This is a genomic window from uncultured Campylobacter sp. (assembly GCF_937980635.1).
Taxonomy (GTDB): domain Bacteria; phylum Campylobacterota; class Campylobacteria; order Campylobacterales; family Campylobacteraceae; genus Campylobacter_B.
Genome location: NZ_CALJPG010000030.1, coordinates 68,911 through 84,317 on the forward strand (window position 1 = coordinate 68,911; position 15,407 = coordinate 84,317).

14 protein-coding genes and 1 pseudogene are annotated in these 15,407 nt (G+C 49.7%); 11 read left to right on the forward strand and 4 right to left on the reverse strand.

Features of this window, described 5'->3' with window-relative positions; all coding sequences use genetic code 11:
* Positions 1 to 5: 5 nt before the first annotated feature.
* Complete coding sequence (gene dnaG, locus Q0460_RS08675) at positions 6 to 2,168, reverse strand: DNA primase (protein ID WP_299086370.1); 2,163 nt, start codon at positions 2,166 to 2,168, stop codon at positions 6 to 8.
* Between the two features lie 60 nt (positions 2,169 to 2,228).
* On the opposite strand from dnaG, the gene Q0460_RS08680 reads away from it, so the two are divergent.
* The 6 genes and pseudogenes from Q0460_RS08680 (at position 2,229) to Q0460_RS08705 (ending at position 8,534) form a co-directional block, all read left to right on the forward strand.
* Complete coding sequence (locus Q0460_RS08680) at positions 2,229 to 3,254, forward strand: tetratricopeptide repeat protein (protein WP_299086371.1); 1,026 nt, start codon at positions 2,229 to 2,231, stop codon at positions 3,252 to 3,254.
* Entirely contained in the window at positions 3,232 to 3,654 is a 423-nt protein-coding gene (rnhA, locus tag Q0460_RS08685; protein WP_299086372.1) for a ribonuclease HI, read from the forward strand. The genes Q0460_RS08680 and rnhA overlap by 23 nt, the downstream gene beginning before the upstream one ends.
* Before the next feature lie 403 nt (positions 3,655 to 4,057).
* Positions 4,058 to 4,720, forward strand: a pseudogene (gene rnc, locus Q0460_RS08690) (ribonuclease III); the annotation flags it as partial.
* A 233-nt stretch (positions 4,721 to 4,953) separates the two neighbouring features.
* Positions 4,954 to 6,069, forward strand: a complete 1,116-nt coding sequence (gene aroC / locus Q0460_RS08695; protein WP_298028368.1) for a chorismate synthase — start codon at positions 4,954 to 4,956, stop codon at positions 6,067 to 6,069.
* Between the two features lie 129 nt (positions 6,070 to 6,198).
* On the forward strand, positions 6,199 to 7,845 hold the full coding sequence (locus Q0460_RS08700; protein WP_299086373.1) for an N-acetyltransferase: 1,647 nt from the start codon (positions 6,199 to 6,201) through the stop codon (positions 7,843 to 7,845).
* Positions 7,845 to 8,534, forward strand: a complete 690-nt coding sequence (locus tag Q0460_RS08705) for a hypothetical protein (RefSeq protein WP_299086374.1) — start codon at positions 7,845 to 7,847, stop codon at positions 8,532 to 8,534. Before Q0460_RS08700 ends, Q0460_RS08705 begins: the two co-directional genes overlap by 1 nt.
* A 104-nt stretch (positions 8,535 to 8,638) precedes the next feature.
* Here the strand turns inward: Q0460_RS08705 and Q0460_RS08710 are convergent, their stop codons facing one another.
* The gene (locus Q0460_RS08710) at positions 8,639 to 8,782 is read right to left on the reverse strand and encodes a hypothetical protein (protein ID WP_299086375.1); all 144 of its coding nucleotides are present in this window, start codon (positions 8,780 to 8,782) and stop codon (positions 8,639 to 8,641) included.
* 85 nt (positions 8,783 to 8,867) lie between these two features.
* Between Q0460_RS08710 and Q0460_RS08715 the strand changes: the two genes are divergently transcribed.
* Together Q0460_RS08715 and Q0460_RS08720 are read left to right on the forward strand one after the other, a co-directional pair.
* Positions 8,868 to 9,719 carry a hypothetical protein gene (locus Q0460_RS08715; protein ID WP_299086376.1) on the forward strand — a complete coding sequence of 284 codons (852 nt, stop codon included), beginning with the start codon at positions 8,868 to 8,870 and terminating at the stop codon, positions 9,717 to 9,719.
* Positions 9,720 to 9,796: 77 nt separating this feature from the next.
* Positions 9,797 to 10,411 carry a hypothetical protein gene (locus tag Q0460_RS08720; protein ID WP_299086377.1) on the forward strand — a complete coding sequence of 205 codons (615 nt, stop codon included), beginning with the start codon at positions 9,797 to 9,799 and terminating at the stop codon, positions 10,409 to 10,411.
* A 935-nt stretch (positions 10,412 to 11,346) separates the two neighbouring features.
* Here Q0460_RS08720 and Q0460_RS08725 read toward each other — a convergent pair.
* Both Q0460_RS08725 and Q0460_RS08730 read right to left on the reverse strand, forming a co-directional pair.
* Positions 11,347 to 11,826, reverse strand: coding sequence for a hypothetical protein (locus Q0460_RS08725; protein WP_299086378.1), 480 nt, complete (start codon positions 11,824 to 11,826; stop codon positions 11,347 to 11,349).
* Complete coding sequence (locus Q0460_RS08730) at positions 11,826 to 12,914, reverse strand: methyltransferase (protein WP_299086379.1); 1,089 nt, start codon at positions 12,912 to 12,914, stop codon at positions 11,826 to 11,828. Before Q0460_RS08730 ends, Q0460_RS08725 begins: the two co-directional genes overlap by 1 nt.
* A gap of 252 nt (positions 12,915 to 13,166) precedes the next feature.
* On the opposite strand from Q0460_RS08730, the gene Q0460_RS08735 reads away from it, so the two are divergent.
* The 3 genes from Q0460_RS08735 to Q0460_RS08745 form a co-directional block, all read left to right on the forward strand.
* A complete protein-coding gene (locus tag Q0460_RS08735) occupies positions 13,167 to 14,174 on the forward strand; it encodes an AI-2E family transporter (protein WP_299086380.1) in 1,008 nt (335 codons plus the stop codon).
* Positions 14,175 to 14,276: 102 nt separating this feature from the next.
* A complete protein-coding gene (locus tag Q0460_RS08740) occupies positions 14,277 to 14,636 on the forward strand; it encodes a nitrous oxide-stimulated promoter family protein (RefSeq protein ID WP_299086381.1) in 360 nt (119 codons plus the stop codon).
* A gap of 253 nt (positions 14,637 to 14,889) precedes the next feature.
* The coding region (locus Q0460_RS08745; protein ID WP_299086382.1) for a hypothetical protein at positions 14,890 to 15,407 on the forward strand (518 nt) is incomplete at its 3' end.

A 15,407-nucleotide genomic window follows, 5' to 3' on the forward strand; every position in this document is an offset into this window, starting at 1 on the left:
TTCCTTTACTTGAGTTGGTTGATCTTTTTTTGATACTCCAAGATCCGCTCGATCTTGTCGGGCGCGTCGGAGTTTTTGAGCTTTTGCATCAGATCTTGCAGGGCGTTGCGGCGTAAAATTTTGCACGCGTCGTTAAAAAGCGCCGCGCCGCCGATAGGCAAAATTTCATCGTCCAGCGCAAGCGCGCGCAGATTTTCAAGGGCTTCGTTTTCTGCGCTTTGAGTATTTTGACTATTTTGAGCGCTTTGAACATTTTGAGCGGCGGCTTCCCTCTCACCTTGCTTTGCGCCGCTGCTTGAGCTCCGTTTCTCGCCGTTATTTGTGCCCTCTTGCTTCTCGCCGCCGTTTGCACCCTGCTGCGCGGAGGAGCCTTTTAAATTTACGGCGCCCGTAGAGCCCTGCCCGCTAAAATTTTGCTCGCTAGAGCTCTCACCGCTTTTTAAATTTACGCTCTCGCCCCGGTTAAAATTTTCTCCCGCGCCACCCGCAGTAAAATTTTTGAAAGCGCTACCATTCGCATTACCGCCCTCGCCCATGATGAAATTTTTAAAATTCCCGCCGCTACGAGAGAAAGCCAAAAACGCCTCGAAAATATCGCCGTGCATGCGAAAATCACGCCGCTCCAAGCAGCCGAGCCCGAGCTCCGCCATCTCGCCATCAAGCAGCATCGATTTTATGATCTGAAGCTCTGCGATCTCCTTGCGGCGCAGTAGCGTCCGCCCGAGCCTCGCCGAAGCCGCAGGCGGCGCAGAGCTTTCGTAGCGCGCCGTGTTTTGCTCGCGAACAAAATTTCCGCCGTTTAGGCTCCCGCTCGCACCGCCCCTGCCGTCTGCGCCGTGCCCTCCGTAAGAGCCGAAATCGCGAGAGCCGAAGCTCCCGTCATCGTTAAAATTTCGCCCCTCAAAGCCCGCGCCGAAATTTTTACCGCCAGCGGCGAGATTGAATGAGCCCGGCGAGACGTTTAAAATTTGCGCCACTAGGCTCTGATAGGACTCGGCAAGCACGGGGCCGAGCGCTGCGGTAAATTCTTTGATCTCATTTAGCGCCGCTTCTTTTTGCACGGGGCGAGCGAGGTCGTATTTTTTAGCGATTCTTCGGATCAGAAACTCCCCGCTCTCCATGCCGCTAGCATAAATTTGCTCTAGCTCGCGCACCTTCCCCGCCGCAATCATATCCGCAGGATCGGCACCGCCGCCGATTATAGCGACGCTTGAGTCGATCTTATTCAGACATAAAAGCCGCGCCGACTTTATCGCCGCATTGATGCCCGCGGCGTCGCCGTCGAAGCTAAGCACGACGTTAAGCTCCGCGCGCTTTATAAGCGGCAGATGAGCGGGCGTCAGCGCCGTGCCGAGCACCGCTACGGCGTTGTCGATGCCCGCTTGATGCAGCATGATGACGTCCATGTAACCCTCGGTGATGATGAGGGTTTTTTTGGCGATCGCGCTTTTTTTCGCAAGGTCGAATGCGTAGAAAATTTTAGATTTATCAAACAGCGCGCACTGTGGCGAATTGACGTATTTGGCGGGATTATCGCTTATCGTGCGGCCGCCGAAGCCCACGAGTTTGCTCGCGTGGTTGTAGATCGGAAAGGTAATGCGCTCGATGAAGCTAGCATAAAGCCCGCGCTCGTTTTGCTTCACTGCGCCCGTATTTAGCGCGTCTTGCGGCGGAATTTCTTCGTTTTGCAAAACCCTGATCGTCTGCGCGCTAGCTCCTGCGTAGCCAAGGCCGAATTTGCGAATAGTCGCATTACTCAGTCCGCGTTCGTGCAGGTATTTTACGGCGGCGGGGTTTTGATAAAGGCAGCTTTGATAGTAGGCGTTTAAAATCCCGAGCACCTTCTTCTCTTCGCTGCGCTCCTGGACTTTAGCGCCGGTGTATTGCAGCGCGAAATTATACATCCCGGCAAGCTTTTCGACCGCTTCTGGAAAGCTTATCTTTTCGTAATCTTGGATAAATTTAATCGCGTTGCCGCCCGCCTTGCAAGAAAAGCAGTGAAAAATTCCAAGCTTTGAACTCACGCTCATGCTCGGGTGCGAATCGTCGTGGAATGGGCAGACGCCTACAAAATTTGCGCCGCTGCGCTTAAGCGGGATATATTTTTCTACGACGTCTACGATATCTACGGTGGCCAGCAGATTTTCTATGCTTTCGTTTTTAATCATAAGCAAAATTATACCCGCACTTTGCTATAATTGCCCTTTATTTTTGCGACAAGGTTTGATTTGGATAATTTTTTCTTAGACGATCGCGACCCGATTTTCGGGCTTATCATGCTGATAAGTATAATCTTGCTAGTGTCGATTCTAAGCTACATTTGGGGAGTTTTTTCTAAAAAAAACGAGAGGCAGAGCCTAGAGAATTTTATCAAAAAATTTGATACCCTAGACGCGCTTAGCACCGAGCACAGGCAGCTTTTGGCAAGCCCTCAAATTGATATCCCGACGCTTGGAATTTTGGCTAGCTCTTTTGTCAAAAGCGGCGACTTTGAGCGCGCGATAGAAATTTATCTAATCGCGCTAGGCAAGGCTAGCGGCGGCGTGCAGAGGGAGTTTATCCTTACAAATCTCGGTATCGTATATTTCAAAGCGGGCTTTTTAGGGCGCGCAGAAGAGGTGTTTTTGCAGGCGCTGAAGCTGCGCCCCAGAAACAAAGAGGCTCTTACGCACCTTACGGTGATTTATGAGCGGCTCAAGCGCTTTAATGAAGCGCTTGAGGTGCTTGACGCGCTACGCGAGCAGGATGCCGAAGTATATGCTCAAAGCCAGTTCGAGCGCGCTCAGATCATCGCAAACGACGCCAATACGCCGTTTAATAAAAAGATCGCTAAAATTTCAAAGCTAAACTTCAAAGGCGCGGGGCGGTTCTGCATGGAGCTTTTTATCAAAAACAAAGAGCCTATGGAGGGCTTTGATCGCTTCCCGCCGATCGAGCAGGCGATCGATCTGATCTATGATTTCCCTGCGGCGGTAAATACGCAGGATGCGGAGTATAACGCCCTTTTTTACGCGCTCGGAAAAAGCGATCAAAAGCCGCAGAGCGCGAGTAAAATTTTTGAGATCAACGCGCTTATAGCTATGAAGGACGCGGGCTTTGAGGACGCGGGGCTTAGCTTTAGCTACACCTGCGCGAAGTGCAAAAGCTCGGTGGGGCTTTTCTCGCACCGCTGCCCGGTCTGCTACGAGCTAGGCAGCATGGAGATCAGAGCGCAAATTTCGGAGAAAACCGGTGAAATCGGTCAAACTTTTTAGCGACGGCAGCTGCCTCGGAAACCCGGGAGCGGGCGGCTGGGCTTACATACTGCAATACGGCGACGCAGTAAAAAAGGCAAGCGGCGCAGAGGGGATGACGACAAATAATCAAATGGAGCTAACGGCCGCTATAATGGGACTTAGCGCGCTTAAGCAGCCATGCCGCGTCGAGCTTTTTACCGATAGCGAATATGTCGTTAAGGCGATAAGCTCCTGGCTCGCAAAGTGGGTCGTTACCGATTTTAAGGGCAAAAAAAACGCGGATCTGTGGCGCAGATACCTTGCGGCGGCGGCGCCTCACGAGATCAAGGCCTTCTGGGTCAAGGGGCATGCGGGACATCCGCAAAACGAGGAGTGCGACGCTATGGCTCGCGCGGCCGCAGAAGCGATAAAGGGCTAAAATTCTGCAGCGAAGCTTGCGGTTGCGCGGATTAAGCATGGATTTGCCCGCATTTGCTTTGTGCGCAGAGCCGCTTCGGCGTAAATTTATCGCCCAAAGCTGGTTTTAGCACATTTCGTTCATGCAATCGAGCTCTTGCATTTGAGGGCAGGCGCGTTTTTGGCGAAGATTAAATTTGCGGCGAGCGAGCTTCGGCACGGCTTGCGTTAGAATTAGCGGGCACGTTTAAATTTTATTCGTCGCAGATCGTCGCTGGCGCGCTTCATTCGCCGCGTTAATGCAAATTTAACGCGGGCTATACCTGTGCTCGCGTTCGTTTCGCTTGCGCAGGTTTTGTTTGTAGCAATATCGTTTGCTTGCGAGCCGCCGCGGATTTCGTAAAATTTTATAATAAAGGGCAAAGATGCAAAATTTAGAAAAACTGCAAGAAAAACTGGGCTATAAATTTAAAAACCCGACTCACCTCAAGATCGCTCTTACGCACAAAAGCGCCAAAAACGGGCACAACAACGAGAGGCTGGAATTTTTAGGCGATGCGGTGATGGATCTGATCGTGGGCGAGTATCTTTTCAAAAAATTTAGCAGCGACGAGGGCGATCTGAGCAAGCTGCGCGCCGCGCTCGTGAACGAAAGCAGCTTTTCTAAATTTGCAAAATTTTTGGGCATCGGCGAGAACCTGAATATGTCGCTGTCCGAGGAGCGCAACGGCGGACGCGAGAAGCCATCGCTGCTTTCGGACGCGTTTGAGGCGATAATGGGCGCCGTCTATCTTGAGAGCGGGCTGCAAAACACCGCCCGCATCGCGACTACAATCTTAGAAATCCTCTATCCGCGCATCAGCTTTAACGAGCTCGTTAAAGACTACAAAACCGCGCTGCAAGAGCTCACGCAGGCAAAATTCGGCGTCACGCCCGAATATGTTCTTTTAGGCTCGAGCGGCCCAGATCATAAAAAAAGCTTCGAAATGGCGGCGCTCGTAGGCGGCAAGCGGCTCTCCTCCGCCGTGGGAGCCAGCAAAAAAGAAGCAGAGCAAAAATGCGCGCAAATTGCGATCGAGCTTTTACAAAACGGCGCCTCACACGGCACTAGCGCGAAAAATAGTGAGCAAACGGCATGCGCCAGTGACGTACAAAGCGGCGCGAACTGCGCTCAGGACGGCAAAAAAGGCTCACGAGGCGGCAGCGGACGGGCGCATGGCTGCAAAAAGAGCGACCGCGCCGGCGCATCAGGCGGCACGCCGAGCGCTAAAAAAAGCAATGAGCGAAACGGGCGTGATACGGATAGACAAGGAGGCGCGCTATGAATACTTTCGGCGAGAGATTACGCCTTAGCACCTTCGGCGAGAGCCACGGCGCGGCGATCGGCGGCGTTTTGGACGGCTTTCCGGCTGGCGTGGCGATCGAGCCTTCAAATATCCAAAGCGAGCTTGACCGCCGCAAACCGGGCGGCAAATATGCTACGCCGCGCAAAGAAGCCGACGAGATCGAAATTTTAAGCGGAATTTTTGACGGTCGCAGCTCCGGCGCGGCGATCGGATTTATCATCCGCAACGCAAACCAGCATTCAAAGGACTACGAAAATCTCAAGGATATTTTCCGCCCCGCACACGCCGATTTTTCGTATTTTGCCAAATATGGACTGCGCGATTACCGAGGCGGCGGACGGGCAAGCGCGCGAGAAACCGCCGTGCGCGTGGCTGCGGGAGCGTTTGCGCAAATCCTGCTAAATCACTTTAAAATTTCCGTAAAAAGCGGAATCTGCGGCGTGGGCGAAATTTACGCGGGAAATTTAGACTTCGACTTTGCGCAAAACAGCGAGATTTTCGCGCTCGATCCCGCCGTAGAGGGCGCACAAAAGGAGTTAATTCTAAGCGTCAAAAATGCGGGCGATAGTATCGGCGGCTGCGTGCTAACGCGCGTCACGGGCGTGCCTGCTGGGCTCGGCGAGCCGCTGTACGGCAAGCTGGATGCGACGCTTGCGGGCGCGCTGATGGGCATAAACGGCGTAAAGGCAGTGCAGATCGGCGCCGGAGTGAAGGCAAGCACGCTAAAAGGCAGCGAAAATAACGATTTTATGCGCGCTAGCAAAAATTCGATCCACACCAACGGCGGCAAGATCGGCGCAAATTTCGCGAGCAACAACGCAGGCGGGATCTTAGGCGGCATAAGTAGCGGCGCGCCTATCGAGATAACGACGCATTTTAAGCCCACTCCGAGCATTTTCATGGCGCAGCATAGCGTGGACGTGCGCGGCGCAGACGCGATCTGCGAGCTGCGCGGGCGGCACGATCCGTGTATCGCCGTGCGCGGCAGCGTCGTAGCTACTGCAATGGCGCGGCTGGCGATCGCCGATGCGCTGCTGCTAAACGCGAGCGCGACGCTGGGGAATTTAAAGCGAATTTACGGCGAGGATTAAATTTAGACGCGCGGTCCCTTAAATTTCGCGAAATTTCATTAAATTTAAGGGCCGAGCGATGAAATCCCCGCGAGCTAGGCAGGCAAATTTTAAATTTACGCGGTAGGCTTATCGCGACAAGGAGGGCAAATGAGACTTGAGCGTATCGGCGAGGACTCGGCGCTGATTGCGCGCATAGAGGCGATCAACGTCGCAGCGTTCCCCGAAATCGAACGTATCAGCATAAAAAATTTCTTAAAAATGTCGCGTAAAGGACAGCTTGAAATCGCGGCGATTTTCGAGGATTTTACTGCCATGGGCGCCGGCGGCGTGCCTGATAAGCATTACTCGGCGACGAGCAAGAGCTTTGAGGCATCAAATTTAACGAGTGAAAATTTCAAAGTACAGGCGAACGCAAGATCGGAAGCGCTAAATTTGAAGCGAGATCAAGACGGCGGGTGCGGCGATGCGGCGCATGAGAATTTTAAAGCGGCGAATTCAAAAAACGAAAATTTTAAAACGAACGATCTGGCGGGTAAAAATTACGGTACGCAGGGCGCGGTGAATGAGAATTTATGCGTACGCGAGCAAAATTTCGGCGCGACGGATCGAAACTACGGCGCTTTAGACCGGAATTTTGGTGCGGTGAATTTGGGCGCTTCGATTCAGGAGCTTGAAACGACGGATCAAAAATTCTGTGTCGCGGAGGCGAGCTCGCAAAATACGGATCAGAGTTGCGGCGCAAGGGCCTCCGCTCTTTCGAACGCTATAAATTCTATCCACGATGAAGCGGCGCAGCGAGATTTTTGCGGAAAGGCGGGGCAAGGCCTCGAAAGCTGCGCGGCGCAAAATTTGAGCGGCGCGGCGGCGCGGCAAGATAGTAAAAACGGTGCTACGCATGGCTTCAGCGACGAAGAGCTCGTTGGATTTTTCGTCTATAGGACTGAGCAAACCTACAAGCGCGCGGTTTCGCACCACAAACAGCCACTACCCCGCCTAAATGCGGATAAAATTTTAAAATCCAAAGCCCATAGCGGCGCGGAATTCACTTGTGATGCGAGGTCTTTCGGCGCTGAGAGCGACGAAATTTCACGCTACGTTACGAGCGATGAAATTTTAGATTTAAGCGCTAGCGACGGGGTTTTGGGCGCGGGCGCGGACCAAGGGCTAGCAAGCGATAATATAAAACTCGCGGACGGCGATTTAAAGCAGGCGAGTGCGGGAGAAATACTATGCCGCGGTGCCGCGATAGATAAAATTTCAAATGTGAGCGTGCACGGCGAAATTCCACCGAGCGCCACGGAGAGCGAAATTTCATCCGACGCCGCAAAGGAAAAGATTTTGCGCTACGATGAGAGCGGGATTTCGCGCCGCGATGAAAGTAAAATTTCGCGTTGCGAAAAGAGCGAATCCTCAAGCGGCAAGCAGGGCGAGTTTTTTTACGTAGCGTACCTTGCGATCGATGCGAAATTCCGCGGGCTAGGGCTTGGCTCAAAGCTGCTCGCGCTCATCACCGAGCAAAATCCGCGCGCGCAAATCGTCCTTGACGTCGAGCCGCCGCACGAGGATGCGTCCAACCTCGCGCAGCGCCTGCGCCGCATAGAATTCTACGGCAGGCACGGCTTTAGACGCTGCGGCAAGTTTTTCAACTACGCGGGGCTAAGCTTCGAGATCCTTGCCAAGCCGCCGCTAAGCGCGCCGCGACAGGGATTTGACGTAGCGAGCTTCGTGAGATTTATCGGCGCGGGCAATAAATTTAGATTTAAAATCACCGACGCGCCGCTATACAAAAACTAATGCAAAAGCCCGAATTCAGCCTCATCTGCGACGATACGTTTTATAGAATTTTCTCCGTAGCGATCCTTGCGTTTTTTTGCATTTTTATCTCTTTGGACATCGGCGGATCGGGGGAGCTGTTTTATACGGATAGCCTGCTACGCTCGCAGCAAGCCAAACCTAGTCTGACGATCGTTTTTATGTTTTTAGCGTTACTTTATCTGCGAAGCGGTAACAAAGAGGCGGCGCGCGTGGAATTTGACGAGCTTAAAATATCCTTTCGCAGAGGGCTAGACAAATACGATCTTATGCTTGGATGCGTCGATCTGATAGAGCCGTCGCTCGGCTTCGTGCAGACGTTTCGTGTGCCGTTTCTAAGCTACGAGCGGTTTTTGAAACTGCAAGAAATTTTAAAATTCTTGCTTCTTTTCGCATACGTCGCGGGCGTGTTTTTGACGATCAGATTCGGCTTTATCGAGGCTGCGATCTATACAGCGGCGGGCATTTTTGCTATTTTGATCGCTTCAAAGCTCGTCGTCGCGCGGAGGCTAGACGGACGAGCGGGGCTACGACTGCGCGACTGCCTGCTACTGCGCGGGAGGGACGATACGGGCGCGGCGGTATTTTTTTGCATCCGTCCTAGCCGCGCCGAGCGCGAAGCTTTACGCATATATTTTTTGAAAAATTTCAGCTACGACTTTAAGGCGTGAAATTTTTCGGTTTTCGGCGTAAAATTTAGACCCGCGGGGTAGTCTGGATAAGGCTAGAAGCGCGAAGGCGGATGCTGCGCGAGTATTTCGCGGCGAGATTGGGGTTAGGTTTCGAGCAAAATTCTACTCACAGCAATCACAGATGAGATCACTTGGCACCCGAAGTAATCCTCGAAGTAGTCGCAGATGAGCTGCGATGTTCGCTTGACCGAGATAACCACGGCTTGTCGCAACTCGCCTCGCCGCAAGCGCCTCCGCAAATACCCCGCATCTTTAAACGCGTCGAAAGCGAGACGACGATAAAATACGAAAATCATACCGAAAAGGAATTTTATGAGGGATTACGACAAAGAGCCGATCAAAATCATAGACAGAGCGGTTTACTTTCAAAACAATATCGTTCTTTTTCTTTCACTCGGTTGCTTATATAAAATATTCAATTTAGAAGTTACTCCGTTAAACTTAGAATTTTACACGCATTTTAGTGCCGATTTAGTTATGTTTATCGTAGTGATCTTTTTATTGTTGCCGGCTACACTACTTTGGCCTATTAAAAGAAAGGGCAGTCCCGCGTATTTTTTATTGGAAAATAATAAAATCAGCTATATAAATGCTTTCGACGATAAGCCTAGATCGCTAAATCAGGCGCTAAATAATTTTTATTTTGTCAAGAAAGAGGAAGTAATAAAAATTTGCAATGCCTGCGATATAGATAAGGCGAGTTTTTGTGTTATATCGGAGCTATACGATAGCTACGGAAGATTTCACTGTTTTTCGTCCTACGAGCTGTATAAAAAGTCGTCCATAGGGGTACACATAGGAAAGGCTGTATTGTTTTTATATCATACGATAAATTTCATATTATTTATCTTGCCGTTTAAAATTTATATGCTGGTAAGAGCGGGCGAGCCTTTGGGTTTAATCCGCAAAAATATCGTGTTAAGGTTTAAAAACAGAAATTATTTTCTTATAAATATATACTCCAGGCGGGATCTGAATGAGATACTAGAGTATTTTAAGCAAAAGGGCGTCCAAGTTGCAGACAAAGTAGTCTTTATGCCGCAGGTGCAGAATAAAGGCTTGTTTACCGATAAAAACGAAATTTGGAGCGATGATTTCGGCGATACGCAAATTCCAAAAGACACGTTTAAGCGTAAGCTTAGGCGGTTTTTTAGCTTGGATTGAAGAGCGATTCCGCCCGTTTCAGCGTAAAATTTAGACCCGCGGGGTAGAATTACAAAAATTTTTACATGGAGCAAACAATGAAAAATTTCTTTCTAGCCGCAATAGTTTGCGCGCTTTTTAGCGGTTGCGCATACGAAGCGCAGTTTAATCAAAACGCCGACGTAGCGCCGTTTGACGATACTATAAGCGCGACTAACGCCATGCAAAGCGCGCTCATTTATATCCCTAGCGAGCTAATGGGAACGAAAAGCTACGCCGCAAGCTCGAAGCTAGGCAGAGACGATGAGCTTAAAATCGACGTTGGCGAGTTCGTCGCAGGCGAGGCAAAGCGCTTCTTCGGCACCTACCTAAGGCGCGTGAGTGTCACCGACGACGAAAAAGCGCTGCAAGGCAAAGGGCTAGTCATCGCGCCTGAGCTTAGCTCATTCGGCTTTGGCTTTTACAGCTCCGACGGCATCGACGTTTCGGCAAAGCCCTATGTGCGCTACAATCTACGTTTAAAAATGTTTAAAAACGGAAAGCCGATCTACAACCAAAATATCGCCGTAAAGGAGCGCAACTTCGGCGAGGAGGAGTTTTTCGGTGGCGGTCAGGGCTCATACGCGCAGATCGGCGGGATCTTTCAAAAATCGATGGCGAACGACTACGCCGTACACGCTAGAGAGATTTTGGACGTAATCAACGATAACTAATCGTGCTTACGCCTTTGTGCGTAGTAAGCGGCATCTGGCCGCTTATTTTTGCCCGCCGTCTTGTGGTAAAATTTGTCGCGGCGATCTTGCGGCAAGCGCTTGCGGATCGTTGCGCCTAAGCTCTGCGATATAATTAGCATGGCTTTAAAGCTCCCATAGACGCGCTTTCTTGCGGTATTTACTCATTTGGGGCATTGGATTTTGATATCGAGTTTGCCAGCGCTCTAGGCATCAAATTTAATTCCGTAAAAATCACGTTATGAAATTAACTTGGTAGCCCATATTTAAGTGCGGCGAGCCGATAAATTCCGCACCTTAACATACCGCCTAATTCCATTTTTTAGGGTTAAGCTCCGCAAATAAACTTTTCGTGTTCGCTGCTACGCTTGCATAAAATTTCATATTCGCAGCATTAAGAAATTCGCTTAAAATTTATCCGCCTCGCTTTCGATTTCGCCTGTGCAAAAGCAACATGCTAAAAATCTCTGCTTAGCTTTTACAGCGCCGCCACGTATAGCATGACGCGGATCAGCGTGTATTTCGTCACCACAAAGTGCTAAAACGCGCGAGTCCTTTTTAAGCCACGATCTAATTTCGTGCTAGGTTCTGTCAGTGGCGTTTTTCATTAAAATTTTACTATTTCACGCGGAATTATATCTGTGCAGCAGTGCAAACACCGCATAAAGCTTTAACGCGAAATTCTATAAATTGCGCGGAATTTTATTTGAAACAGCATCGTAGATTTTGAGTCAAAATTTTAGGATTTATTACGCTGCATTTGCTGCGATGAAATCTTGCTAAATTTTATCCGCGACCTGCTCACATAAAATTATGCGTAAAGCATGAGCTTACTCACAAGCTTGCAGAGGTGCCAGCCGCCAACGCGCCGCCACACAAAACACGGCTCATCAAATGCCTCGCTTGGGTTTTAAAATTCACCGTTCGCAGCTATTTTTATCAAGATTTAGCTGTATCGGCGGCAAGCCCTCTATCTCGTAATTTAACACCATCGTTTTGCCTAGCTCCCGCAGGCGCTGCGAAAATTCCGTGCTGCAAAAGCTAGCCTTCGCCTTGGCAAGCAGCATCTCTTTTAAAATTTCCGCATCGCCCGCATCCAGCGCGCTAAGGTCTAAATTCGGCGAGCTATTTAGCGCGTAATCGTATATGAAGCTACCCTCTTCGCATGCGGCGCCTTTTAAAATCGTAGCATCGTCGATCCTGCGCGGCGCGCTCTCGTTTATCCGCGCCAGCGCATCTCGCACCTGCTTGCTTTCGCAGAAGTTTCGCTCCAGTTCGCCGCGTTTTTTCTCCGTATAAAATTCCATCGCCACATTTGCCAAAATTCCGATTCCAAAAAGCACTAGCAAAATTTTAATCGGCTTATTTAGCCGCGCGCTTAAGCTTTGCGCGTCCATCAGCGCGCCCTTTCGCAGCACAGCAGCGTGTGTCCGACGCCCAGCCCGTCGTGGATGCGTGAAATTTTAAGCCCGGCGCGCTGAGCAAATTTAATCATATCGTCCGAGTGATAAATTTTGCTATTGCCGTTTGCCATGGCGGCGAAATACACGCTGATCTGCGTCATGCTATACGCGGCGGTCTCGTAGCGCTGCCTGTCCCAAAACGGCTCCAAAATATAAAGCCGCGCCTGCTCGCTCATCGACTCCGCCGCACGCGAGAGGATGCTTACGATCTGCTCCTCTGCAAAGCAGTCCAAAAACTGACTGAGCCAGATCGCGTCAAAGCCGTGCGGAAAGCGCGTAGCGGGATCTAGCAGATCGGCCGCAAGCCCGTCTATGCGCTCTGCACCCTGCGCGCCCGCGACGGCGTCTTTCATCATCGAAATTTGCCCCGCAAGATCCATTATCGTGACGCGCACATTTTCGTCGTAGCCTACGCATCGCTTGGCAAAGCGCCCCGTATTGCCGCCTACGTCTAAAATTTTATCCGTCTTGCGCGAGAAAATAATCTTTAGCGCAGGCCCAAACGCCAAATCCGAATAAAAATGATCAAACGCGAGCCAGCTTTTGCGCACATACGGCGGCAGATACGAAAGCGCCTCGTAGATCGTAGCCCACTGCCCAAAAACCTTTAGTCCCTCTGGTTTGCCTGATTTTAGCGCCTCTTCGAGCCTAAATAGCCCCTCGTAGCAGACGTCGTGGATAAAGTTCATATCCACGCCGACAAGCTCGTCGGTGAGCAGAAAATATCCCGCTTTGCTGAGCCGAAATTTCTCGCCGCACAGCAGCACCGTGCCGATGCTAAGTGAGCTTTCCAAAAGCAGCTTTACGGCGTATTCGCTAAGCGAGAGTTTCTTCGCGATCTCACTTATACTTAGTCCACCCTCCGCCTCATGAAGCGCGCTTAAAATTCCAAATTTTTTCATCAGTCGCGAGACTTGAAAGACCACCGGCGCGAAGGCGATCTCATTCGCCGTCCGCTGCGCCTCGCCCGCGCTTTGACGCTCGGCGGCGTAACGATCTAAAAGCTGTTTGGGAAGTTTCATTTTTGATCCTGCTTATGTAAATTTTACAAAATTTTAGCAAAAAATTTTAATTTTTGCCACGGCGGATCCGAGATTTGCTTGCGTTTTTAAATTTAGCGGGCGGCAAAACCAAAGCTGTGCGAGCGGAACGATACCGAGCGAGCTTTAAATTTAGCGGATAAAATTTAAAAGCAGAGCTAAATTTTATGAAATTTTAGTTAAAATCACTCCTTAATTTCGCGCCAAAGCGAAAATCTAAATTTAGGAAAAGCCTTGAAACTTCAGATGTCCTTGATCTCCATCGCTTGCGTAGTTATTATCCTGGCAGGTCTTAAAGCCGCGCAGACCATCGTCGTGCCGTTTTTGCTGGCTATTTTTATCACCGTGCTGGTCTCGCCGCTGGTACTATATGTGCAAAAACTCCGCGTCGGACGCGTCTTTAGCTTTCTGCTCGTGACTTTCGCGTTCGTAGCGATTATGGTTTTTTTCGGCTCGGTGATCTTTGACGCGATCAAGGAATTTTCGGCGCGCCTACCGGAGCTTCAGGCTAAATTTAACGACGTCTTGCAAGGCATCAGCGCGAGGCTTACCCGCTTCGGCGTAGAGTTTGACGTCCAAGGCCTAGGCGTCGATCCTAACGAGGTCGCGGCGCAAATTTCTACCCTGCTTCGCAAAACGGGCTCGATCGTCTCGACGGGATTTTTCATCTTCATAATGGTCTCGTTTATGGTTTTTGAAAGCTCTATGATGGACGAAAAGATCCGCTACTTTTCGCAGCGCAGCCACGCGACGCACACTTTCGTCAAAAAATTTGCTTCAAATTTGAAAAAGTATCTCCTCATTAAAACCATCGCTTCGGCCTGCACGGGCGCGCTGATCGGACTCGGATTATGGACACTCGGAGTGCCGTATGCCGCGCTGTGGGGGATTTTAGCCTTCGTACTAAATTTTATCCCTACCATCGGCTCGATCGTAGCGGTCTTTCCGACGCTTTTCGTGACGCTAGCTACGATGGATATGAGCTCTAGCATCTGGACTATTGCAATCTATTTGGTCGTAAACGTAGCGATCGGAAATATCATCGAGCCACGATTTTTAGGGCAAGGGCTCGGACTTTCTACGATCAGCGTACTTGCAGGGCTACTGCTGTGGGGCTTCGTGCTGGGTATCGGCGGGCTATTTTTGGCTGTGCCGCTTACGATGAGCTTGCAAATCGCGCTTGCTTCAAACGACAAAACGCGCTTCATTGCGACTCTATTAAGCAACAAGGTCGAAAGATAAAGCAAAATTCCGCGGAATTTTAAAATTCTATGAATTCTAACTTGAGCGCGCTCAAGAGTATTTTTGTCTCTTTTAGATAAAATCCGCCTCAAAGGATCAAATATGACGAGCGAAAAATTTATTTACGAAGTAAATACGGTGACAAAATTTATCCAAATTTACTGCGATGGCAAGCATGCGGATGCGCTCAAAAAAGATGGTGCCGTGCTTCATGACTACAAAGACGATAAGGGGCTCGTGCAAACGCACTTTCATCTGTGTGCGGACTGCGAGCGAATGCTGCGTTACGCCTACGCGCGCCTGCGCGCCTGCCCGCATATCGAAAAACCGCGTTGTCACCACTGCCCGCATCCGTGCTACGAGCGCGAAATGTGGGTGAATATGGCTAAGATGATGAAATATAGCGGCATGAAGCTAGGACTTACAAAGATCAAAAAGCTTTTTTCGTTTAAAAAAAGCTAACTTGTGCGGGCAATTTAGCTAGAGTTTGCGGGTAAAATTTATCTCTGCAAGCTCGCTTCATCTTTATGCAAAAAAGTATAAAAAAGCGGCGCGAGAATAAATACAAAAAGATATAAAAATAAATCAAAATGCTAAATCTTAGCGCGTAAAATTCTACCTTGCAAACGCAAATCCTACGCAATCCTTGATAATAAATAATTAAATTTGAGTTTATAGTTTTAAGTTAGAATTGTGCCCAATCAAAGGAGAAAATATGAAGGTCATTACCATCGCGGTCGTTAACGGCAGGGTCGTAAACGAAAAGGAATTAATCGCGTCTATCGCCGATTATGATGATTTTACCGCGGTTGCCGAACAACTCCGTAAAGGGCTGAAATCGAGGTATTTTACATCTAGAGAGCATGCGAGGATCTACAAAAAAATCAGCGTCGAGACGGGCTTTAGGCGCGTGCGATTCGACTACAAACCGTATAAAGATAAAATTTCAAATCTCATCGCCGAGGGCTACACTGTCAAGGCGATCTTAAAAAAGATCGGCGAGGAGGACGAAGCGTTCAAAAACGCCGTTACTGCGCCCGGGCTTACGCACTTCATCTCCGTGACGTTCAAAGATGAAAAAACAAGACTTCGCGCAACCGCCAAAAAAAGCGAAGATTTCTTATACGCATATCGCTTCGAGATCAAGAAAATGCACTTCCAAGGCGTTAGCAATAAAGAAATTTTAAAATATATGAAAGCTCATTACGAAAAGGATTTTGCTAAAGTAAGCGA